We start from the raw sequence: 23560 nt of genomic DNA, 5'->3' as shown, positions 1-23560 counted from the left end.
AAACTATGACAAAGGGAAAATAAACCCACATTGTGAGGGGTTTATTTTTAAATGGGCGTCTAAGTGCGTTATAGTGATGTTCATATAACTGTCTGATTTAACGATCTTTTAATGGATAGGGAGAGGCTAATGAGCAATTTATCGCAAGATAGTAAGCAGCAGATGAAAGTGAGCGGAAAAAACTTTGATGTGTGGAGTCTGGCTGCTTTAAACAAGCAAGGTCATGATATTAAACAACTTCCCTTTTCGATTCGAATTCTTTTAGAAAACGCCTTACGTAATCGTGATGGTCTGGGCGTTACCGACGAGCATATTGAGACCCTATTGAACTGGGGGCCGGTTCCGGAACAAGAAGAGGTTCCTTTTAAACCTGCGCGTGTCTTGATGCAGGATTTTACCGGTGTGCCGGGAATAGTGGATTTAGCTTCTTTACGTCAAGAAGCGAGTCGTCATGACGTTGATGCGCAAAAAATTAATCCACTGATACCTGTAGATTTAGTGATTGACCACTCGGTTCAGGTGGACTATTTCGGCAGCAAAACATCGCTCGAACAAAATATTGATATGGAATACGAGCGTAACCGCGAGCGCTATCAGTTTTTAAAGTGGGCGCAGACTGCATTTGATAATCTTACTGTGGTACCTCCGGGCATGGGGATTTGTCACCAGGTCAATCTTGAGTATTTGGCGAAGGGTGTGATTGAGCGTGATGGTGCTTTATTCCTTGACACCTTGGTCGGCACCGATTCACATACGCCAATGGTTAATGGTATTGGTGTGCTTGCCTGGGGTGTCGGCGGTATTGAAGCGGAAGCTGCGATCCTTGGTCAGCCGATTTATTTCCTGATGCCGGAAGTAGTGGGTTTGAAACTGAGCGGTAACATGCCGGTCGGCACAACCGCTACCGATTTGGTGCTGACTATTACAGAGTTGTTGCGTAAACACGGTGTGGTCGGCAAGTTCGTGGAAGTGTTTGGTGATGGTTTGGATAACTTAACGGTGACCGACCGAGCGACCATCTCCAATATGTCGCCTGAGTTTGGTTGCACAGTAACCTATTTCCCGATTGATGATCGAACGCTCGAGTATATGCACGATACCAATCGTGATGAATCCTTGATTAAGCGCGTTGAAACCTATTGCAAAAACAATCTGCTATGGCGGGTGGATGAAGACCAGATTCGCTACAGCAGCGTGGTTGAATTGGACTTAGGTTCGATTGTGCCTACGGTATCAGGACCTAAGCGTCCGCAGGATAAAATTGAAGTCTCTAACTTGAAGGTTCAGTTTAAAACCTTGATGGAGCTAAATTACGGTCGTAAATATCAGCTTTATGAAGATCGGACTGTTGAAGATAGCAAAGAGGGATTTATTAAAACCGTTAATGTGCCGGGAGAAGGTTACCAGTTGCACGATGGCTCGATTGTGATTGCTGCCATTACTTCCTGCACCAATACTTCAAACCCTAGCGTTATGTTAGGAGCAGGCCTGGTTGCGAAAAAAGCGAACGACTTAGGGTTGAAAGTAAAGCCCTGGGTAAAAACGTCATTGGCCCCAGGTTCAAAAGTGGTCACCGATTATCTCGAGCATTCCGGCTTAATGGATGATCTTGAAGCACTGAAATTTTTCCTGGTCGGCTATGGCTGTACTTCCTGTATCGGCAACTCAGGTCCATTGCCTGAGGCGATAGGTAAAGCGGTAAAAGAACATGACTTGAGTGTGTCATCAGTGCTGTCGGGTAATCGCAATTTTGAGGCGCGCGTGCACTCTGACGTCAAAATGAACTTTTTAATGTCGCCGATGCTAGTGGTGATATACGCACTGGCAGGACGTGTTGATATAGATTTTGACAGTGAGCCGGTAACTTACACGGTTGACGATAAACCAGTTTATTTTAAAGATCTATGGCCATCTAATGAAGAAATCCAGAAGGTAATGGCCGAAGTTCTGACCCCTGCGGATTATGCTAAAACTTATGGCGAGATTTTCAAGGGTGATAAGCAGTGGGATAACCTTGAAGTCTCGAAAGATAAAGTCTATCAATGGGATGATAAATCCACTTACATTAAAGAGGCGCCATTCTTTAAAGGCTTGAAGCCGGAGATAGAAGAGCCGGGCAATATTGAAGGCGCGAAAGTATTGCTCAAACTGGGCGACTCAATAACCACAGATCATATTTCTCCAGCGGGTGGTTTTTCAGAAAATACACCTGCCGGCCAGTATCTGCTAGGTAAGGGCGTTGAAAAACGTCTGTTTAATTCTTACGGTTCACGACGTGGTAACGACGAGGTGATGGTGCGGGGTACTTTTGCTAACGTGCGCATTAAAAATCAGTTGGTGGATAAAGAGGGCGGTTACACACGCTTTATTCCAACCGGTGAAACCATGACCGTATTTGATGCAGCAGAGAAGTATCAAGAATCAAATACACCTTTAATTGTATTGGCTGGCCAGGAATATGGTAGCGGTTCGTCTCGTGACTGGGCTGCAAAGGGTACAACCCTGCTTGGTATTAAAGCCGTCATTGCTGAGAGCTACGAGCGTATTCACCGCAGCAACCTGGTTGGTATGGGCGTGCTGCCACTGCAGTTTAAACCCGGAGAAGATGCCGAGACCTTAGGGTTAAGTGGTGATGAGACATTTAATATTCTCGGGTTGGATGAAGGCATTTCGACCGGGCAAACACTTAAGGTGGAAGCCAAAGCCAGTGATGAAAAAACCATCAAGTTTGAAGTGATCTCACGACTCGATTCTCGCGTAGAACTGGAATACTACAAAAATGGCGGTATCCTGCATTATGTGTTACGTCAGTTTATCAATGAGGCTTAATTAACGGCGGTTACTTCTAACACAAAAATAGAGACTAGGTGCTTAGATTTAGCACCAAAAACCCCTTTTGATTGAGCTAAGTAGTAGCCAAGGCATAGCAATTCAAAACAGGAAGTTTTGAATAGTAAAATTCGGGCCAGGGAAGGAGCGTATTTTACGGTGCGTTAAATGATTTGGCGGATACGAAGGCAGTTGAGCGAAGCGAAACCTCAATCACGGGGTGGTCTTCTTTTGGTTACTTTTCTTGACCACGCAAGAAAAGTAACTCGCTGAGTAGCGAAACCATTAATACTGGAATGAATACAGTCAAAGTATTTGCTAAGTTCAGAACCGTTGGTGAATGAATACAACTTATAATATTAATCCATCACAGGAGTTTTATGACTGAGTCATTAAAAGCTCAATCAAAACAATCCTCAAATGAAACCGCCTCGACTCTGGAGGCGGTTTACCAATCCCTAACTTCCGAAGACGACGGCCGTGTCTGCAAAGATATTCCCGAGTCGGCTTGTCATCATCAACCTAAAAATGTTGTTACTCATGTTATCTCGCTAACCTCTACAAAGGTCGCGGATGGGTTGATTGATCCCAAACTGATTTTGAGTTGGTTGCTGTCAGTGCTGGGTGCGTCATCTTTCATGATCGGTTTGTTAGTGCCTATTCGCGAAGCAGGTGCTCTGTTACCACAACTGTTTACTGCAGGGGCATTGCGTCGTTTACCACAGCGCAAGTGGGCGTGGGCGGCGGGAAGCTTCGTGCAGGGTGCTTGTGCAGTAGGCATGGCGATGAGTGCTCTTTTTCTAGCGCCAGAAGTTGCAGGTTGGACTATTTTAAGTTTGCTTGCAGTGCTTGCGGTGGCGCGAAGTGTCTGCTCAGTTTCTTATAAAGATGTGTTAGGCAAAACCGTTTCAAAGTCGATGCGTGGACGCACAACCGGACTGGCTGCTTCGATTGCTGCTGGTGCTGTAATTGCTTATGCATTGCTGTTAAGTTCAGGCTGGTTAGAAAGGCAAAGCTTAGTGCTCGGTGGCTTATTAGTGGCTGGTGCCTTGTGGATTTTTGCCAGCGTTTTGTTTACCAGCTTGGCTGAAGAGAAAGGCGCAACAGAAGGTGGTGGTAATCCATTAACGGTCGCTCGTGAAAATCTCTCGTTATTGATTAAAGACAGGCAATTGGTTCGATTTATTGCTGTGCGCGGACTCTTAATCGCTACTGCTCTTGCCCCACCATTTATGGTGACCCTGATCGGGGAAAGTGCGGTCGCAAATGGGTTAAGTGGTTTGGGCTCCTTGGTGTTTGCCTCGGCATTGGCGAGTTTGTTAAGCAGTTATGTGTGGGGTCATTTGTCGGATCGATCAAGTCGCAGAGTCTTGATTTACTCTGGGCTATTTGCTGCTGTTGCTTTAGCACTGACGGCTTTATTCGATTGGCAAGGCTGGCTACACAAATCCATAGTACTGCCAGCGTTACTGTTTATCTTAATGATTGCTTATCATGGCGTGCGTTTGGGGCGCTCTACCCATCTTGTGGATATGGCTGATGCTGATAATCGTGCCGCTTATACGGCGCTTTCCAATACCATCATAGGTCTTCTACTGTTGGCGGGATCCGTGTTCAGTGTGATTGCTGAATATTTTGGTTTACATGCAGTGATGATAGTAATGACACTAATGTGTTTGTTGTCATCATGGATAGCGTTAGGTCTAAATGAGGTGCAGGAAGAGGTGTAAGAAGAGGAGCAAGAAGAATAACCCATTGATAATTCAATAAACCTTAAGGTATAACAAGAGAGTTATTAAACAATAAAGTTACAACAATGGGGGAAATGGTCATGAATAAGTTACCTATGTGGTTCTGGATTATTGCGATATTGGCTTTGGTCTGGAATCTTGTTGGCGTTTATCAATACATCAGCATGCGTCTCATTACGCCGGAAGCTTTTGCGCAAATGAGTGAGGCCATGCAGCAGCTGCATAATGCTACACCTGCCTGGGTGACGGGCGCTTTTGCAACCGCCGTCTTTGCGGGAGCTTTGGCCAGTGTTTTATTGCTGTTAAGAAAAAGTGTTGCTCAACTATTCTTTTTGATTTCATTAATCGCGGTACTGGTGCAAGCGAGCTACATTCTGTTTATGAGTGATAGCATTGAGCTCATTGGTACACAAGCAGCGGTGTTACCTGCTGTGTTATCTATTGTTGCTATCTTTTTGTTATGGTTCTCGAACTTTAGCAAAAGCAGGGGTTGGCTATCTTAATTTGAGCCATCATCTTAAAAAAGGCACGCGACGTGCCTTTTTTAATGGCTAAATCCCTCAGCTGGTTAGAGATCTTAAGCAACAATCTCTATAATACGCGGCCACAACCATTCTAGAACTTAGTGTTCGCTTGATATGAATTATCTTCAGTTCGTTAAATCCAATAAATATTTACTGCTATTCGGTTTTCTCTGTGTCTTTTTGGGTAACCTTGGGCAGACCTTCTTTATTTCGCTATTTAACAAGGATTTGATCACTAACTTATTGTTAGAAAAGGATAATTTAAGCTTGGTCTATTCAGTCGCAACTCTGATTAGCGGTTTTACGCTGTTTTTTGTCGGTGCCAAGATTGATGATATTCCGGTTAGGAAGTTCACTACCCTGGTGGTGATTGGTCTGGTCACTGCCTGTGTGATTTTTGCCAGTAGCACAAACTTGTGGATGCTGTTTATTGCCTATCTGGGCATACGTCTTTGTGGTCAGGGGTTGATGACTCATATCGCTGTAACGACCTTGATGCGCTACATCCCGAATCATAGAGGTAAGGCGGTGAGTCTGGCCTTGCAGGGGATGGGAGCCGGTGAGATTGTGTTGCCGATTATGGCAGTGCACTTGTTACTTAACTACGGCCATACCAGCAGTTGGTATCTGTATGCTTTAGTCAGTAGTTTGGTGATGTTCCCTTTCATGATGTGGTGCTTGCACAAAGCCAAACTAGAGCCGATTCATCGTGACACCGAGGGAGCTGAAGAAGTTGCCGAGAATAATGACTGGACTCGAAAGCAAGTGATGGCGGATTGGCGTTTCTGGTTAATTTTGCCAGCCATTATTGCACCGGCTTTTTTAATCACTGGTATTTTCTTCCATCAGACTTTGCTGGTGGATGGTAAAGGCTGGGAAATTGAATGGCTGTCGGTCACTCTGGCCACTTATGGCGTTATCCATGTGGTTGGGGCATTAGTGACAGGGCCTTTAGTGGATGCCACTCATCCGCGTAAGTTTTTGCGCTGGTATCTGTTGCCACTGTTATTGGGAGTAGCCTGTCTGTGGTATGGACAAAGTGACTGGTGGCTAATGGCTTTCATGATTTTAGCGGGCATGACAGTCGCAGCGAATGGTCCCGTGGTCAATTCGTTTTATGCGGAAGTATTTGGTAATACCCATCTAGGTGCGATCAGAGCATTGGTATCGGCTGTGATGATTATCTCAACAGGAGTTGCGCCGTACCTGTTTTCGTTATTCGATGATATCAATAACTTTCTGGCTTTTGCTTTCGCCTATGGTGTTGTCTGTATTGTATTAATTCAGAAAAAAATCCTGGCTGAGAAGCCATAAGAAAAAGGCGCTCAATTGAGCACCTTTTTTATACTGAAGCAGTCTTATGGATTAGTTTGCTGCTCAATGTATCGTTGCACACTCTCCGAGTGGTGCTCTACTTTCGCAATACAGAGTTCGATGCTTTCAACTGACTGCCTAAAGGGACGTGGCGCGCCGGGGAGCTCTTCAACAATCGGTTCAAAGAAAGCGACAAAGTCTTTCTTTTTCTCTTCTGAGCAGAAACCACTACCAATCACCGGTAAACGATTCTGGCCAAACGGAGGTATGCGCGACTTTACGCCTTCAATATTTTCCTTAAACCAATCCCACATTGCATCTTGTAGTTTGGGTTTGTCCATTTGCCCCATCAAAATGTAATAGATTTCATTATCCCGTAATGACTCGGACAGAATCAGCTCACGAAGTTCTGCCGCATACTCTGCATCTTGAACGGCACCCAGGCCGATTAATATGCGTCCACGTACGGTGCCATCGTTAGATTCATTTAATTGAGCTAATAAATGTTCAGCAAAAGGAACGCCAAGCTCTTCAACTGCAACAATCATCGCTGTATTAATAACGTTACTGTCGGCCTTGGCTGGATGAAGGCTGTTGTCACTCTGATAGCCGGTGTAATCGGTAGCCATTTTGGTTAAATAATGACGCAGGTTTTTGTCTCGTCCTTTGTCCGCTAAAAAGCTAACTAGGGCGTTGCGCATCTGAACTTCATCGACAGAATCTTCCTTGCGGGTAATCAGTCCAAGCTCATCTAATTTGTGTTGATACAGCTCACGATTTAAGGTGGCAAGAGTCGCTTTTTCTTCTTTAGTATTAGCCACCTTGTCGTAAGCAAAGCTCAGTACATCGGTCGGTGCCATAGCAACTCGAGGCGATTCTGAATCAATAATTTCAGGTGCAATTTCAATCAGGTCAAGGAAGCTAAGTTTTCCGGCATTGATAGCGGCTGAGAAACTGTCATTGACTGAGATCATATCTTCGGTTGAAAGCATGTCTTTATGCTTCAACAGATTCTGCCAATTCTCACCAGACATTGAGAAACGGTAGTAGCCAGCGCCTTCCGAATTTGGCATGACGTAGTCGGGGCAACCGGCTTCAGGGAGCTCAACGCTGAATTCAGGCGTATCTATAACGCTGCAATATTCGTGCTGATTGCCATCAATGGCGTATTCAATACAGGCCGGTACTTCCCAGCTTTGCTGGCTCGACCCTTTTGAACCAATCGGCAGGTAACGTGACTGGGTTAGCTCAACTGTGGCTTGTTCGTTATCACAATTGACCTCAAGCTGAAGGTAAGGGATACCCGGTTGCTCCAGGAAACTGTTAAAGGCTGAGCGAATGGTTTCGACCGGTACTTTAGTAGACTTTTCACCGATAGCGGTAATGAAGTCATTGGCAGTAGCGGTTCCAAACTCATGCTTTTTCATATAATGCTGAATGCCGGCGCGAAATTCTTCCGGGGTCAAGAATGACTCAATCATGCTTAAAACACCGCCACCTTTGGAATAGGTGATGCCATCAAAAGCGGACTGAATATCGTGGTTGCTGGCAATTGGCTGACGAATCTGGCGTGCGTTGATCAGGCTGTCCTGACGCATCGCGCCTAGCGAGCGCTCCAGCAACGTTTGGCGGAATTTTTGCTCAGGATAAAGCTTGTTATTGGAGACATGAGCCATCCAGGTCGCGAAGGCTTCATTTAACCAGATATCATCCCACCAGACCGGAGTAACCAGATTGCCAAACCATTGGTGCGCCAACTCATGGGCATGGACATTCATGTAGGCACGTTTTTGATCCAGTGAAATGGTGTCATCAAATAGCAGCAGTTGTTCACGGTAGATAATCAGGCCAACATTTTCCATGGCACCAAAATTAAAATCTGGTACTGCAACAATATCGAGTTTGGCGTAGGGGTAGGGTATCTGGAAATATTCTTCCAGAGAGTTCAAAATATCTTTGGTATTTTCCAGAGCATAGGTTAGTTTTTTTCCTTTGCCCTTAGTTGCAATGCCGCGCAAAGGAATTTCGCGGTCACGCACATCAGTAGCAGGAATGGCTTTCCATTCAACGACATCTAAGTCGCCCACAGCAAACGCCACAAGGTAGGTTGGCATTGGCTTGGAACGAGCAAAAACAATTTCTTTCCAGCCATTATCCAGATCCGTGAGTGTCATTGCCGGAGTGTTGGTAAAGGCTTTATGGTCGGCGCGAACGGTTATCTTATAGTTGAAAGGGACTTTAAATGCTGGCTCATCAAAGCCGGGGAAGGCCAGGCGTGCAGATGTTGCTTCGAATTGACTAAAGGCATAATTTAAACCGCCATCATTAACACGATATAAGCCTTCCAAAGCTTCGTTGAAAGGTGCCTGATAGTTAATGATTAAATCAAACTTGCCAGCGGGTAAAGGCTTCTTAAAACCAATTTTAACCACACCGGTGGGGTCAACTTCCTGATAGGTACCGCTGATAGACTCACCATTACTAAGCTTGGCTTCAACCGACTGAGCGGTTATGTCCCGGCCATGTATCCAGAGATGCTGAGTGGCTGTGTCCAGCTCAATATTGATCTTAACTGTCCCTGTGAATGATTCCTGGTCCGGATCAATGGTTAAGTCGAGCCAATACATTGTCGGGCGTGCCAGCTCAGGCAGGCGCCCCGTCGGAATCTGGTCAGGATAGTCGCTTTCAAATTCTGCTGGATCGGTCAGGACTGTGTCTTCTGCCGAAGATTCAGTTTCTGCGATTGATTTGACCAGGGTCTCATGCTCTGAAACCTGTGTCTTGCGAGTATCCTCTTGCTGTTTTTGATCATCGGGCTGGCAGCCAAATGTTAACAATCCGACCAACAGATAAATGGTGGCCAAACATGATTTACTCATTGTTATCCCCTTAAATACTATTTACCTCTTACCTGACTAACTCTCTATTATTAGATATTTGCTGAGAATTTAGTCAAGCTCTGTTGTCAGCATAATACTCTAAATAGGCTTGAGCCAGAGTGGTTTCTTAATATACTGTTACAATTCTTGTCTAAGGGCTCACTATATGGGCTATTTCTGCTTCTTAGGCGCAAAGGTTTCAGTAGTTTTGACTGTCATATTGTGCGGCTATAGCTAAACAAAGGCAGCAAGCGTAACATAGAGTACTTATACCTTTAGGGTGTTGTCCTGTTATGTTGAAAACCAATAATGGTCTTTCTAATCATGTCTTTTCTTCATTTTCTGTATCGCTACAAAGACGTCTTTGCACGAGCGTTAAGCAGTTAGAATTGCCAGCAGGTAAAACATTGTTCTCAAGCCAGGAAGCTCTGAGCTACCTCTATTTTCCTATCAACTGCGTCATCCACATGATTTACGAGGTGGATGATGGTGATGAAGTGCAAATAGCCTGTCTGGGACGCCATGACATTTGCGGAGATGCCATGTTCACCGGACATAAAAAGTCGCCAGTTAGGGCTCAGGTGTTGTTGTCTGGCGAGGCTTTAGTATTACCCGCCAAAGAGGCACTGTATTGGTTTAATAATGAACGAGAATTTCGAGAGCCGATATTAAAAGCCTGCGCTAGGATTAATCATCAAATGATGCAGAAAGTCGCTTGTTATCGGTTTCATACCATTCATCAACAGCTGTGTTGCTGGTTATTGGAAGTTGTCGAACAGGTTGATGCTCCTATCTTAGACGTTACCCATGAAGAGATTGCTCATTTGTTAGGCGTGAGACGGGAAGGTATTTCCGCAGCGGCTCATAAGCTGCAATTGGAAGGCATTATTGATTACAAGAGAGGCCATATCAAAATACTGAACCGCAAGCGGCTGGAGCAGCTAACCTGCGAGTGCTATAACGACTTGAAACAACTAAAGAACCTATAAATTAAACAGCCCGACAGACAACTGTCGGGCTGCTCAAAGATTTAACTATAGTGATGTAGCAGTGTTATTTTTTATCACTATGGCCGGGAGCGCCTTTTTCTGCTGCAACTTCCGCGTCTTTTTGTTTTTCTACATCCTGTTTCGGAGCCGCCTGTTTTTGCGGGCTTTGGATAGCGGAAGCTTGCTTGTCTTTGATGGTATTACCATAATTATTACTCATAAGATTCTCCTTGAAGTTCTCGAGTCTTCAGCATGCAGCAGAATGCTGTACGCTGATGTGATCACTATGCGCTTAATCGAAGTCTTTATCCGTTCGCTGTCGAACTTAGCAGTGAGATATTAAGAATAGATGCCAGTTATATGTTGCTTGAGTCTTTAGTGCTACCGGTTCGAAGAAGCAAGTGACACTGATTAAACAGAACCTTGATAATTTAAGAGAATACGTTGCATAAATAAAACGCCCCGAAAGCGAACTTTCGAGGCGTTGAAAGGTTGGACTATGCTATCGAACGGGATTATTTCTTGCCGCTGCGGCTAGGAGCACTTTTAGCTGCATTTTGTTTTGGTGCAGCTTGTTTTGGGGCGCTTTTGCTAGCTGGAGCTTGCTTTGCTTTATTACTCATAGGATTCTCCTTAAAGGTCATGAGTTATCAGCTCAACACCATGTTGAAACTGATGGATATAATGTGTTCCTAAATGCCACTATTATCTGTGCGCTAGCGTACACAGTAGAAAAAAATATCTTAGTGAGTCGTTTGGTAAAGACTGTGGTAGATTTTTTTGGGTTCTTTTTTCTTCACATAGAGCACTTTTTCAACCTGTGTAATGACATTGTCTTGTTCATCAACGATATCAACAAAAAAAGCAGGGCGGAATGGCGCACCACCTTCTGTCTCTGACATTATCATTTGAATTTCTTCCTGGCTGACTTTGAATCTTGCCGAAACCTTGCTTCTCCCGGGGCGCTTAAAAGTCATGCTGCTGGCCTGATCCCAAACGATATAGTTCTTACCAAGATTGTGTATGAGTATCAGCATAAAGAAAGGATCGGTCATACTGGATAGATTACCACCGAAGTGGGTGCCCATCATGTTTCGGTTATACCAGCGAAGCTTCATTTCAACTTCAAAGGTTCTGAAATCAGCGCTGATATGCTTAACCCGGATCCCCGCACCAAGGTACGGGGGGTAGATATTTAATAAAAACTTAAGTAACCCAGCGCGCATTGCTACGATTTCCTGTTAATAAAATAGACATTAAAAGGATCATGCTCGAGAGTGTATTTCTCTATTTTGCTGAAGCCTGCGCACTGTAGCATGCTTGTCGCTAGCTCTTCGCCCCACATGGTACCAAGTCCAGGGCCATTTTGTCCCAATGAAACCGGGGTGCAATGCGTACATGAGATGCTGTAAATTAGTGGACCAAGCGGGTGCTTAAGATTATTTTCAAGATAACTGGAGCCAGCGATATCCTGCATGAGGTAGGTTCCACCGGGCTTTAGAGCTTCGAAGATAGAGTCGAGCAATCCTTGTGGGTCAGCCTGATCATGAACGGCATCAAATGATGTGATTAGATCAAAGCTTTCCGGTTGCTTAAAGTTCTGCATGTCTTGTGCGACAAATTCGATATTGGTCAAACGCAGGAACCTTGCCTGTTCAACAGTTTCTTCAAAAGCATCACCACATAAGTCATAACCAACAAAATAACTGTTAGGGAACTCCTGGGCCATTTTCAGCAGAGCCAGGCCTTTACCACAGCCAGCATCAAGGACTCGTATCCCACTCTGCAATTTTTCTGACACATCAGGCATCAGCGGCAAAATCTGATCGAACAATGCGTAAACAACCGTTTGGAAGCTATCTTCTGCCATGACTGAGTGGAAGCATGGATAGTCTGAATATTGCAGACCTTCACCAGTTCTGAAGCATTGCTCAAGATGGGGAACCATTTGGCCCATGATGGGTATGAACTGACTGGTCACTGCGATGTTATCAGGTGAGAATTTTCGACATAAGAACATGGCATGGTTACTGGGTAGGGTAAATGTATTATCTGCAGGATCAAAATGCATAATTTTTGCAGTTACCATCACTGATAACCATTCACGTATATACCGTTCGCTACATCCTGTGTTATCGGCAAGCTCGTGTGGAGCTACCGTTTCCAACTCCTCCATTGCATCAAATAAGCCTAGTTTGTGGCCAAGCGAAATCATGACTGTAATAGAGGCATGGTTAAGCATTTCTACCAGGCGTTCTGCGAATATTTCCGGTGCTTGTGTTTCTTGAATCGTCATATATTGTCCTTCAATTTTCAGTTTCGAGTTGTAATCCTATTCCAGTTCCCCAGAAACCATTAAAGTTGAAAAGTACAATTTCAGGTCAAATATGCCATAATTAAATAAGTTATTGGGATGAAAGGATCAATGCCGTGACTCAAAACGCACTATCTGAAAACACTCAACAAATACAACGCCCCATGGAAGTAGCTATTCTGGCTATTTCACAAGCAACGCCATCCACAGTGTATGGAATGAATGATCTCTTATGTTCAGTTGGACGGGACTGGCCATTTGTCACTCGGGGAGAACTGGGCCCCTCGTTAATCAAGCCGTCGATTGTCTCCCTGACAGGCCAGCCTATCAGTGCAGTTAATCATGGATACATTCACCCACACCGAAAATTAACGGAAGATTACTTTCCTGATGCCGTTTGTGTGTTGGAAGTGTTTGTTGACCCGAAGGTTAAACCCTCTCAGCTAACTGAAGACTTCAAGGGGGAGTTGCAGTGGTTGAGAAACTATTGGCAAAAGGGAGGCACGGTCGCTGCAGCCTGTACAGGCTCTTTGCTGCTGGCGGCTGCGGGGTTGCTTGAGAATCAGGAGGCAACAACACATTGGGCCTACTGTGAATTTTTTCAAAATAACTACCCTAAAATACATCTTGCTCCCAATCGTGCTTTGGTAACTGCAGGCGAGGGGCAGCGGTTGATTATGGCTGGTGGCGGCACTTCGTGGATGGATCTGGGTTTGTATTTGATTTCCAGGTTTGTTGGAGTCGAGGAGGCGATTAAAACAGCTAAGGTGCAAATTATTGAATGGCATGAGCATGGTCAGCAACCTTATGTTTATTTGAATCGCGCAAGACAATCAGAAGATGCCATTATCGCTGACAGTCAGGTATGGTTAGCGCAAAACTACGAACATCCGGCTCCGGTCACAGAAGCCGTCAAACGTAGTGGGCTAACTGAGCGAACTTTCAAACGCCGCTTCAAGCTGGCAACTGGAATGAGTCCCATCGAATATGTGCTAACCCTGCGGATAGAAGAAGCTAAGCAAATGCTAGAAACTACAACCCTGCCTGTTGAAGCAATTGCTAATGAGGTGGGTTATCAGGATGCCAGCTTCTTTGGCCGAAAATTTAATAAGATGGTTGGTATAACCCCCGCGCAATACCGTAAAAAATTCGCTATGTTACGAAAACATCTGCAGTAATTAAGACAAACAGGCCATTGTCTGGTTATTCAGGACAGGTTGTTTTGTGCGTCAATAAAAGCAACAGCATAATAGCCTAATTTTAATTATCGGGACTTAACATGAGATATATGGGTTACCTTATACTTAGCCTCTTTTTCTTTAGCGGCACAACCTCAGCCAATCCTGAGACTCTCAGTATGTGTCACCAAAACATGAGCTGGCTGATAGACACATTTTCCAAAAATGACGCTGGCTACCAGCATGTTGTGGATAAGAAAGGCGAGCATTCAATTAGTAAGCATAATACCAGGCATCTTGAGCACGCTTCTTTGATTGAAGACTTTGAAGAGTGTGAGGAGTTAATGAGAGCATGGCTTAATTATTTCCGAACAGGCCATATCGGAATAGGCTATCGAGCAAAACAATCTTCGCAACAGGCATTAAGTGATGAGCAATTAAAAATTCAATTCCAGAAGTTTCCAAAGCATCCAATTAATATTGCAGAGTTTAAAAATAGAGTCCGTGAGTTAGAAGGCAATAACTTTGAAGGTATTTGGAAATCGGGTAATTATACAGTTGGTATAACCGAATCAGATGACAAATACGTTGGATTTATTATTGAGGCAGATGGTGTTTATTGGCACCCCGGACAAATCAAGCTACATTTCGAAAAACTTAACTCACAGTGGTCCGGAAAATTTTATATGCGCGACCATAGTCCCAGGGCGATTGATTCGATTAAGCTCATATCTAACAATATCTTAGAAACAGGAATTTCAACCTGGTATCGCCTTAAACCAGAAGTTGAGTTAAGCAAAGAAGAGAAACAATACATAGAGTTTATAGAAAGAAGTGAGCCATATTTCAAAATACTTTCTGACAGTACTGGCTATATTCGAATCCCATCTTTTTCTTATGAAAATAAAGCTAAGATAGATTCGCTTGTAGAAGATAACTTGGGCCTTATCATCGCTCGCGAAAACCTGATCATTGATATTCGAGGTAATGGTGGTGGCAGTGATGCCAGTTATTCTGCATTGATTCCTTTGCTATATACAAACCCGATACAAACCGTTGGTACTAAACTTTTATCCACACCTCTAAATAACTCAAAGTATGAGCAAATATTAAGTAATGACGCCTGGTCAGATGAAGATAAGAAATGGATTAAAAGTCTCTACGATAAACTCAGCCAAAATGTTGGAGGGTTTGTTAGACCTAACAAATATGCAGTTAGTGTACATGAAGAAAGCAGTGTCATGCCTCGACCTGATAAAGTTGCTATTATCATAGATCAAGGAAATGGAAGTACTGCCGAACAGTTCCTTTTGGCTGCCAAGCAGAGCTCTAAGGTTAAACTTTTTGGTCGCACAACAATGGGGGTGCTTGATGTGTCAAACGTCCACCAGGTTGACTCGCCTGACGGACAGTTCAGGTTATGGTACGCCACCTCTCTAACCGAAAGGCTTCCTGACTTTCCAATCGATGATATTGGCATACAGCCTGATTACTTTATCCATGATTCAACTCCTGAGCATTTATGGATAGAGTCTATACAGAAAAGGTTAGAGCTGAACAATTAACTCAGCTCTATTTGTCAGACAAGGCTTCATGAAAGAATGTGCTAATTATTTGGGTCGCATTAATAGAAGTATTGACTGAACCAAGGTAATCAGGGAATGTAAATTGACTGCCTGGCCAGGTATGTCCTCCTTCAGTAAGTCGATAAGAAATTAGTCGTGTATCATCAGCACACTGCTGGTACCTAATCTGGTCGACAGTGTCACTCACCTCTACATGGCTGGGGTCTGTTTGGCAGTTATAACGACTGCCCCAGGCTTTAAGTGCTTCTTCTACGCCATACCTCCAGTAAGTCGGGCTAGATGACTTCTCATCTAGCCTATAGGGATTAATAGTATCCTTGGTGCTGTGAAAAGAGACTATGTGTGTTGTATCTTTATCATGGCACTGTTCCCCATCCAGCTCTGGCTGACGAGCTCCTGCGACTAGAGCTACTGCTGCAATTCTGTCAGGCATTTTGCAGGCCAGAAGTGAAGCCATTCGGGCACCTCCTGAGAATCCAGTTACGACCACCGGAAGTCCTGATAGATCAAGCCTGTTCTTGATTTGCTCAATGATTGCCCGGCTAAACTTGATGTCATCATCAAATTCTTTTTGGAAAGGAGTATTCCAGGTGAAGCCTCCTCTAGGGAAGGGGCGACTAGCTTTGGGGGCAACTAGCAAAGCTTGTATGTTCTTAGCAATCTGTGGGGAGTTGCTGATAGCTAATTGCTCCTGCGGATGGCTTCCTGAGCCATGAAAATCAAACAGCAGTGCTTTAGGGGGACTCAGTCCAGCTGCCAGATCAGCTGGCATATACAGTTGATACTGACGGCTTACTCCTGAGATATCTAAATCGATAGTTTCAATGACGGGCTCGCTAAAGACCAGTGGTGTTTTACCTGTTTGGTCTTTTGCATACGGGTTATTAGTAAGCAGCAAGTTACCTATGACAAAAATAAGTTTAAGAGGTAAAACATTCATTATCGTTTATCCTGATGAGTTGATTTAGTAGGACGCGTTAATGACGGTAGGAAAGGTGGTACTTCTTTTTGATATTTTAGGTACGGAGGACCAATGGCTTTTGCCAGGTCATGTTCCTCATGTGGTGTCGCTATTAAAATATAAACTGTAACCCCCACAGAAAAAATCAAATGGCCTACGGTCATGACTGGGGTGCACCAGGCAATTAAAATCCAGCAGCTTGATATTGGATGTCTGACAAGCCCGTATAGGAATTTCCGTGAAAAGGGAGGCTCGGCATCGCACTTATTAAGAAAATTGTTCCAGGCATGCGCTAAACCCAACAGGTGAAAATGACCGATTGGAAACGAGCAGAGCACCATGGTAATCCACAATGAAAAGTACACAGCGAGAATAACGTTAACCATGTATGGATGTTCGAGCTGCCAAATGGTTAAGTTTATGGGTTGCCAGAAGAAAACCAATACAGCGGTTATCAGTGCTGTAAGGTAAAGATAAGTTGCTCTTTGTGCTGGGGCTGGAATATAAGCACTAACCCATTTTTTAAATGAGGTACGGGCGGTGAGCGAATGATGTAAACCAAACAAAGTAATGAGGCTGGCGTTGATTACTACTGACCACCAAAAGGAAAAGGAGTCACCATCATCAATACCTTTGGGTATGCCGATATTAATAATGAATCCCATCAAATATAGAAGGCTTGCTATGCCAGCAAGATAACCTCCCATTGCGTAAAGAAGTATTAAGAGTTTTTTAGTCACCTGTATCACCTTGGAAAATTGTAAACTATGGAGTTAGTAAAAACTAAAAATGGAGCCCAGCACCGAGGTTGATCAGACCAACAAGGCCGAGCATTGAGAGAGTCTAGAGCCTTATTAAGATAGCTTATATGAAGAAACCGTTTAAAAAGAAAGTTTCCACTTAAAGCTTTTCTCCCGCCAAAGTCTTCCCCTTCACTTATGACCTACGTGCAAAAATGATTCTGGTTAACCAAATCGTTTGGAACACTTATGGGGTAAGCTTCAAGGAGAATTCTATTGCAAAAATAGTGATAGCACTTAAGTGAAAAAATACACTTTAGGGACATTTGTGCCAAAAACGACAAGACGAGCGGTATTTAATTAAGAGATGCTTGGATGATAGCTAAGCACCGGTGAGTGCTCAGCCGGCTATTAACAATAGTAGGGTAGTTTTAGGTTAAGTCCAGGAGTAGTAACCGTAGGCTTGGTAATAAGGGGCGGCAGGGGTTCGCTTGGACTATTTTGGTTGTGACATCCTGTTCGTCTTCATGCTTATCGCACAAGAAAAGCAGTAGTAGATTTTAAGGAAATAGTTTACCGGAGAAGAAATAAACGTATTTAGTGTTCTTCACGAAAAATTGATAAAAGCGAATGTATAAATTAAATAATATGCGTTGGTTTTATATTAGACGGCGCTAGCTGATTAGAGTCTATTAACATTCTCTTGCAGTGTTAAATTGCTAAAATAAGATTGGTGTGGTACAAAAACTGAACAGGAATATGAATATGAATGGATCGCATATTGGATAATTCTTTTAAAAACCTACCCTTTTTGTTACTAGCTTGTTGTTTGTTAGCATCTCAGGGGAGCCAAGGATCTGAGTCAATTAACGATTCAGCAAAACCTGTGCATATCACTTATGTTGGCTCCGAGTATTACCCGCCTCTCGAATCTTTATCTGATGAAAAATTGCCTGAAGGATTCATAACTGACTTGCAATATGCCATGGCACAATCTTCCGGAGCCAGCACTGAAATTCAGCTCATGCGTTGGGAAGAGGCCTTACAGTCGGTGCAGGATGGTAGTGCAGATGCCATTGCACTTATTCATTCAAAAGAGCGAAGTCAATATTATGATTTTACCGAGCCATTTTATTACGTTGCACATGGTCTATTTACTCATAATGACAATAGGGAACCGGTTACGCTCGCCGATATGCGAGGGGAAAAAGTTGCTGTGGTTAAAGGCGCCTATGCTAAGACAGCTATAGAAGGTTCCGATTACGATGTTGAGGTTGTATTAACCGATACTGAACTGGAGTGCCTAACGCTTGTTTCAAATAATGAGGCACATGCCTGTTTAGAAGTGATTGTTACATCGAAAAGGCTTGCAAAGAGCTATAGATTAAACGTGAAACTGTCTAGCTCCCCATTTTGGCCCAGACCCTATGCTTTTGCTGTAAAGAAAGGGAATGCAAAAACTCTTGAGGAGTTGCAAAGTCAATTAGCGCAAATTATCGTGGATGGCACTTACAGTGAAATCTATGAAAAATGGGAGTCCGAACTAGAGTGGAAGCCACAAAGCTTCTGGAAAAGCTTTGGACAACTTTCCTGGTTGATGGCCAGTTTAATTATCATTATTTCTGTCATTTTTATACTTAATACTCTGCTAAGACGCAAGGTCGTCCATAAAACAGAACAGTTAGAGCGAGAGCTAAAGAGTAGTCAAGCACTTCAGAAAAAATTTGTTTTTAATGCCACACATGACAGCACCACAAAGCTGTTAAATCGTAAGGCGTTATTTGATCTTCTTGACGATAAAATAAAAAATGCTATTACCAATAATAAAGAGTTATTTGTCATTGCCATTAGAATCACCAATATAGTTTCTATCATTAGTGTATTTGGATATCGTAAAGCAATTGATATTGTTGTCAGTGTAGCCAGAAAGTTGTCAATTTTTGATCAGGCTCTTTCGGCACACTTTGGTGATGGGCTATTTGTGGTTGCGACTAATTTTCAACAAGATGTCGATGATGTCATTCGCGTCTTAGGCGAACACGCTGATATAGATACTAATGAAATTTATCCAGTGCCAGTGATTGGAGTCTATGAGCTTAGAGTCAAACCAGAGGATAAACATCCCAGATCTTCTGAGCTGGTAAGAAAAGCCATAACAGCGATGAACTATGCCGAGCGAAAGCGCATTCTTGTCGCAGACTACAATCCAGATCTTGAACCTGACAGCCGAAATCTAAAGCTACTAAGTGACTTTTATAAAGTCGGTTGTGAGCAATTTATTTTGCATTATCAGCCGCAAATTGATGTTAAAACCAGTACCATTACCCATGTAGAAGCATTAATTAGATGGGTTCATCCAACGCTTGGTATGGTTTCGCCTTATCTATTCATTCCGCTTCTCGAAGAGTCAGGTAACATTAGCAAAGTAACCCGCTGGGTTATTCAGGAAGTGATCAGTTTTATAAACAGCCATAAACCACAAACAAATAACATCAAGTTCAGCGTTAATATTACCACCAGGGACCTGGTTGATGACTCATTTATTGAGTTTGTCAGAGAGGCCGTCAAAAGCTTAGAGACTCACAGTTTGATTTTTGAAGTAACAGAAAGTGAGTTGCTGGAGGAGAAAGATAAAGCAAAATGGGTTATGTTGGAGCTTGAGTCGCTGGGTATTAGCTGTGCCGCAGATGACTTCGGTTCAGGCTACTCTTCTTTATCCTATTTAAATGATTTATCTGTTGATGAAGTCAAACTCGATAGAAGTTTTATCGCTTCGCTGCATAAAAATGATCGTACCCTCAAAATTGTTAGTTCCACCATTGAACTAGCTCATGCACTGGGGTTAGTCGTAGTTGCGGAAGGTGTGGAAGATCTGAAAACTTATCAGGTGTTGTCAGGCCTAAATTGTGACCGTATTCAGGGCTACCTGATCTCCAAGCCTGTTGCAGGCACGGATGTTTTGTCATTGCTGGGTTCTGCGCCCGAGTTTAGAGGTAATGAACAGAAGCTTTCAAGCCAATCCTGACACGTCATTATTGATGTCACTGCTGGAAGGTGAGATTATGTCAAAAACTCCGTGACTATTAGCACAGGCAATGCCTAAAATTATAACAACCATCTTGTTGATATTGAGTATATCAACAGCACTGGCCAACACTTCCTCGCCTCTACTTGTTAAGAATATCAAGATCATTGATTCTCAACAGTCAATTGATGCTGTTGATCTGCTAATCGTCGATGGCCTGATTCAGGAGATCGCTCCCAGTATTCAATCAGAAGAACCTTATCGTGTGATCGACGGAACCAATTCAACGCTCATCCCTGGCTTTGTCGCCACCCACAACCATCTGCACATGCCCGGTGCAACCTTTCTCGGTGAGGCGGGTGCGAGACTCTATCTGGCTGGTGGTGTTACAACCATGCAGACTACAGGCGCTGCTGAGCCTTTAAGCGAGTTGCAACTTAAGCAAGATATTGAGCAGGGAAAAGTTGCTGGCCCAGATATCGTAGCAACGGGGCCATACTTCACTGGGCCTGATGGCAATACAGTCATGTTGCGCATGACAGACGCTGACGCTATCGATAAAGAGATGGAGCAATGGGTCGACAGAGGCGTGAGCTGGTTTAAGGTCTACCGCCACACCACAGAATCTCAACTGAAAGCCATTATCGCATCTGCTCATAAACGGGGAGCGAAAGTCACCGGCCACCTTTGCAGCATCACCATGCAGCAGGCAGCAGAGCTGGGTATTGATACCATTGAGCATGGTTTTATCCATGCTTATGATTTCGCTGAAGACAAATCAGCCGGCGAATGCGATGGAAGTAATAGTTTCCGCAACTCCTTGGATATACAGGGCGAAGCATTAAAGGCATTGCATGAATTGCTGATAGCTGAGAAAGTTGCCATCAGTTCAACGCCATCCATCTTTGAAGCGCAAACGCCGAAGAGTCCAATAAACCCAGCCTACAAAACTTATCTTGCTCCGCATCTTTTAGAGCGCGCTGAAAACTATCTGCAAAGGCGAGAAAAAGCCGATGATAGCTGGTACTTCAAGCCAGAGTGGTTGGAGAGAACTCTAGAGCATGACTTACTATTCCTCAAGCGAGGTGGCTTGCTCACCATCGGCCCCGACCCGGGATTACACAGTATTCCCGGCTTTGCCGACCAGCGAAACTTTCAACTACTGATCCAGGGTGGCTTTACCATTCAGGAAGCTATTCAGGTGATGAGTGCCAATGGAGCTAAATTGTTAGGCTTTAAAGATCGAGGTTATGTCAAAGAGGGCTATCGCGCTGATTTGATTATCGTAAGGGGCGATTTAGAAAGCGCACCGCAGAATATTAATGATATTAAAATGATTATAAAGAATGGCGTGACATACACGCCACAAGATTTACGCAAAGGTTTAGAAGGCCAGTTAGGAAAAGAGTTAGGAGCAGAATTAGAAAGAGGATTAGGTAATGAAGATTAAAGTAATTGGAATTTTATTATTAGTCTATTGTATGGCTTTCTACTCAGCTGAAAGTCTGGCCAAAGCGAACAAAAAAATTGCAGTAACCATTGATGACCTGCCATTCACAGCAAGTACCAACAAGTCACTGGAAGAAAAGACTGCCTTGACTGAAAAATTACTGGCAAGCCTAAAGAAACATAATATAGAAGCTGTTGGCTTTGTGAATGAGAAAAAACTGTTGGTAGAAGGCGAAGTCGATGGCCATATCGCCATTCTGGAGCAATGGCTCGAAGCGGGCATAGAACTGGGCAATCATACATTCGATCACTCTGGAATGAATCAAACCCCATTAGACGCCATGAAAGAATCGGTTATAAAAGGACGAGTGGTCAGCGAATGGTTATCAAAAAAATACAATAAACCTTATCGCTATTTCAGGCATCCCTTTACTCAGACCGGCAACAGTGTTGAAGAGAAAACAGAGTTTGAAAACTTCTTGAAGCAACAGGGACTTGAAGTCGCGCCATTTACCATAGAACACACCGACTACCTGTTTTCCTGTGCCTATGATAGATCTAGAGAATCGGAAGAGGATATTGCTCAGATTAAACAAGACTACCTCCTGCACTTAAACGATGCCCTTGATGCATTCGAAACCATGAGCGATGAACTGTTTGACAGACAAATCCCACAAATCTGGTTGATACACGCCAACTCAATCAACGCAGAGACTTTAGAACAGCAAATAGCGCTATTAAAAAAACGCGGTTATGAATTTATAACGCTGGAACAAGCCATGAAAGCCCCCGCCTATCAAATCGAAACAGCACCCAGCAAACGCTTCGGCCCATCGTGGCTAATGCGCTGGGCTAAACAACTCAAGAGAAAGCTATCAGTCTATGGCCAACCAGAACCACCAGAAGGGGTAATGACTTTATATAAAGAGTTATGCCAGTAACTAACTTTGAATGGACGGGAGAGCGCACACCTAAATATGCGCTTTCCCTAACATACCGACTTTGCTACTATCGATTGAAGCAAAAAACAAATTAATGTCTGTTTTATCTGAAACTAACGATAAAACAGACATTAAAATAAATAGTTGGATAATTAAAGGTCATCGGCAGTGTCCGGTAATGCAAAGTTAAGGATAAGGCAATCAAATGATCGAAATTGGACTAATTGCCGCGCTATTTTTTATACTGATCGCTGTTATTGCATCTTATTTGCTAAAAGCAGTGGTAAGAAAGCGAGGCAACCCGGAATCAAGCATTGATACTGCAAAGACCCTAGCAGTGGGAATGCCACCTATCACCTCACTAAAAGCTAAGTACATTCAGCCAGGTTCAGATCTACCTCAGTTGGAGCAGCTAGGGGCGGCCGGTAAATGGCACCTTATGTTGACTAGAACCGCACTGCTTCTTGCAGTGTTATCAGTTCTCGTTGGCGTCATATTTGAGCTGGTAAATTAATGCGAGAAATAGTGTAAGGTAGATTACTCGTTGGTTGATTGTTGGTAATGCACTATGCCCCCACTTGGCAGAAGAAAACAACATTTAATGTCTGTTCTATCTTAAACTTGCCATATAACAGACATTAAAATAAATAGTTGGATAATTAAAGGTTATCCGCGGTGTCCGGTAAATGTTAGGTACGCACAAATGAAGTTGTTTAAATCATCAGGCCGAAGAGTACGTTTTAACTTGTTTGCTTTGTTTTTCGTGGTGTCTGGAATTTACATGATGTATTTATTCGCGACAGATTCAAATCTCGGTCTGGCTACTTCAATATTTGGGCTTACAGTTTTAATCGGTATAATCTCCTGCCTATTAGTGAATTGTCCTAATTGCTCAAAAAGTTGGCTCTTTTATGCAATTAGCAATAAGAGCACAAGCAGCTGGTTAAGGTATTTAGATGAAATGGAAGAGTGTCCACGCTGTGGATACAAGGGACGTAACAATCAAAGTAAGCGAGAATATTGATGTGGCCAAAGTAAATTTTTTTCGGTAGCTTGTCGATAATGTACTCTGACACCAAT

General features: G+C 43.5%; 17 protein-coding genes. 11 read left to right on the top strand and 6 right to left on the bottom strand.

Annotated elements, in window-relative coordinates:
* Positions 1-129 precede the first annotated feature (129 nt).
* From acnA to ACYTXU_RS10000, 4 genes are all read left to right on the top strand, one after another.
* Positions 130-2829 carry an aconitate hydratase AcnA gene (gene acnA, locus ACYTXU_RS10015; protein WP_462206589.1) on the top strand — a complete coding sequence of 900 codons (2700 nt, stop codon included), beginning with the start codon at positions 130-132 and terminating at the stop codon, positions 2827-2829.
* Positions 2830-3209: 380 nt separating this feature from the next.
* A complete protein-coding gene (locus tag ACYTXU_RS10010) occupies positions 3210-4559 on the top strand; it encodes an MFS transporter (protein WP_462206587.1) in 1350 nt (449 codons plus the stop codon).
* Between the two features lie 101 nt (positions 4560-4660).
* A complete protein-coding gene (locus ACYTXU_RS10005; RefSeq protein WP_462206586.1) occupies positions 4661-5083 on the top strand; it encodes a hypothetical protein in 423 nt (140 codons plus the stop codon).
* A 135-nt stretch (positions 5084-5218) separates the two neighbouring features.
* A complete protein-coding gene (locus ACYTXU_RS10000) occupies positions 5219-6418 on the top strand; it encodes an MFS transporter (RefSeq protein ID WP_462206585.1) in 1200 nt (399 codons plus the stop codon).
* Between the two features lie 44 nt (positions 6419-6462).
* Here the strand turns inward: ACYTXU_RS10000 and ACYTXU_RS09995 are convergent, their stop codons facing one another.
* Positions 6463-9297 carry a M1 family metallopeptidase gene (locus tag ACYTXU_RS09995; protein WP_462206583.1) on the bottom strand — a complete coding sequence of 945 codons (2835 nt, stop codon included), beginning with the start codon at positions 9295-9297 and terminating at the stop codon, positions 6463-6465.
* 293 nt (positions 9298-9590) lie between these two features.
* Between ACYTXU_RS09995 and ACYTXU_RS09990 the strand changes: the two genes are divergently transcribed.
* Positions 9591-10286 carry a Crp/Fnr family transcriptional regulator gene (locus ACYTXU_RS09990; protein WP_462206582.1) on the top strand — a complete coding sequence of 232 codons (696 nt, stop codon included), beginning with the start codon at positions 9591-9593 and terminating at the stop codon, positions 10284-10286.
* 64 nt (positions 10287-10350) lie between these two features.
* Here ACYTXU_RS09990 and ACYTXU_RS09985 read toward each other — a convergent pair whose 3' ends face one another.
* From ACYTXU_RS09985 to ACYTXU_RS09975, 3 genes are all read right to left on the bottom strand, one after another.
* Positions 10351-10506, bottom strand: coding sequence for a hypothetical protein (locus ACYTXU_RS09985; RefSeq protein WP_462206581.1), 156 nt, complete (start codon positions 10504-10506; stop codon positions 10351-10353).
* Positions 10507-11029: 523 nt separating this feature from the next.
* Positions 11030-11512, bottom strand: coding sequence for a DUF4442 domain-containing protein (locus tag ACYTXU_RS09980; protein WP_462206580.1), 483 nt, complete (start codon positions 11510-11512; stop codon positions 11030-11032).
* Positions 11513-11514: 2 nt separating this feature from the next.
* Positions 11515-12582, bottom strand: a complete 1068-nt coding sequence (locus tag ACYTXU_RS09975) for a class I SAM-dependent methyltransferase (protein WP_462206579.1) — start codon at positions 12580-12582, stop codon at positions 11515-11517.
* 134 nt (positions 12583-12716) lie between these two features.
* Here ACYTXU_RS09975 and ACYTXU_RS09970 point away from each other — a divergent pair, with 134 nt between their 5' ends.
* Positions 12717-13778 carry a GlxA family transcriptional regulator gene (locus tag ACYTXU_RS09970; protein WP_462206578.1) on the top strand — a complete coding sequence of 354 codons (1062 nt, stop codon included), beginning with the start codon at positions 12717-12719 and terminating at the stop codon, positions 13776-13778.
* Between the two features lie 194 nt (positions 13779-13972).
* Positions 13973-15343, top strand: coding sequence for a S41 family peptidase (locus tag ACYTXU_RS09965; RefSeq protein WP_462206577.1), 1371 nt, complete (start codon positions 13973-13975; stop codon positions 15341-15343).
* Between the two features lie 7 nt (positions 15344-15350).
* On the opposite strand, the gene ACYTXU_RS09960 is transcribed toward ACYTXU_RS09965, so the two are convergent.
* Both ACYTXU_RS09960 and ACYTXU_RS09955 read right to left on the bottom strand, forming a co-directional pair.
* The gene (locus tag ACYTXU_RS09960; protein ID WP_462206576.1) at positions 15351-16304 is read right to left on the bottom strand and encodes a CE1 family esterase; all 954 of its coding nucleotides are present in this window, start codon (positions 16302-16304) and stop codon (positions 15351-15353) included.
* Positions 16304-17065, bottom strand: coding sequence for a methyltransferase family protein (locus ACYTXU_RS09955; RefSeq protein WP_462206575.1), 762 nt, complete (start codon positions 17063-17065; stop codon positions 16304-16306). Before ACYTXU_RS09955 ends, ACYTXU_RS09960 begins: the two co-directional genes overlap by 1 nt.
* Before the next feature lie 769 nt (positions 17066-17834).
* On the opposite strand from ACYTXU_RS09955, the gene ACYTXU_RS09950 reads away from it, so the two are divergent.
* The 4 genes from ACYTXU_RS09950 to ACYTXU_RS09935 all read left to right on the top strand — a co-directional run bounded on the left by ACYTXU_RS09950 (position 17835) and on the right by ACYTXU_RS09935 (position 22994).
* Positions 17835-20090, top strand: coding sequence for an EAL domain-containing protein (locus ACYTXU_RS09950; RefSeq protein ID WP_462206574.1), 2256 nt, complete (start codon positions 17835-17837; stop codon positions 20088-20090).
* 70 nt (positions 20091-20160) lie between these two features.
* Positions 20161-21540 carry an amidohydrolase family protein gene (locus ACYTXU_RS09945; protein ID WP_462206573.1) on the top strand — a complete coding sequence of 460 codons (1380 nt, stop codon included), beginning with the start codon at positions 20161-20163 and terminating at the stop codon, positions 21538-21540.
* Positions 21530-22480, top strand: coding sequence for a polysaccharide deacetylase family protein (locus ACYTXU_RS09940; RefSeq protein WP_462206572.1), 951 nt, complete (start codon positions 21530-21532; stop codon positions 22478-22480). Before ACYTXU_RS09945 ends, ACYTXU_RS09940 begins: the two co-directional genes overlap by 11 nt.
* 205 nt (positions 22481-22685) lie before the next feature.
* The gene (locus ACYTXU_RS09935; protein ID WP_462206571.1) at positions 22686-22994 is read left to right on the top strand and encodes a hypothetical protein; all 309 of its coding nucleotides are present in this window, start codon (positions 22686-22688) and stop codon (positions 22992-22994) included.
* Positions 22995-23560 lie beyond the last annotated feature (566 nt).

The organism is Kangiella sp. M94 (assembly GCF_054926195.1).
Note: the sequence above shows the minus strand (reverse complement) of the source record. Positions and strands in the feature narration are given on the sequence as shown.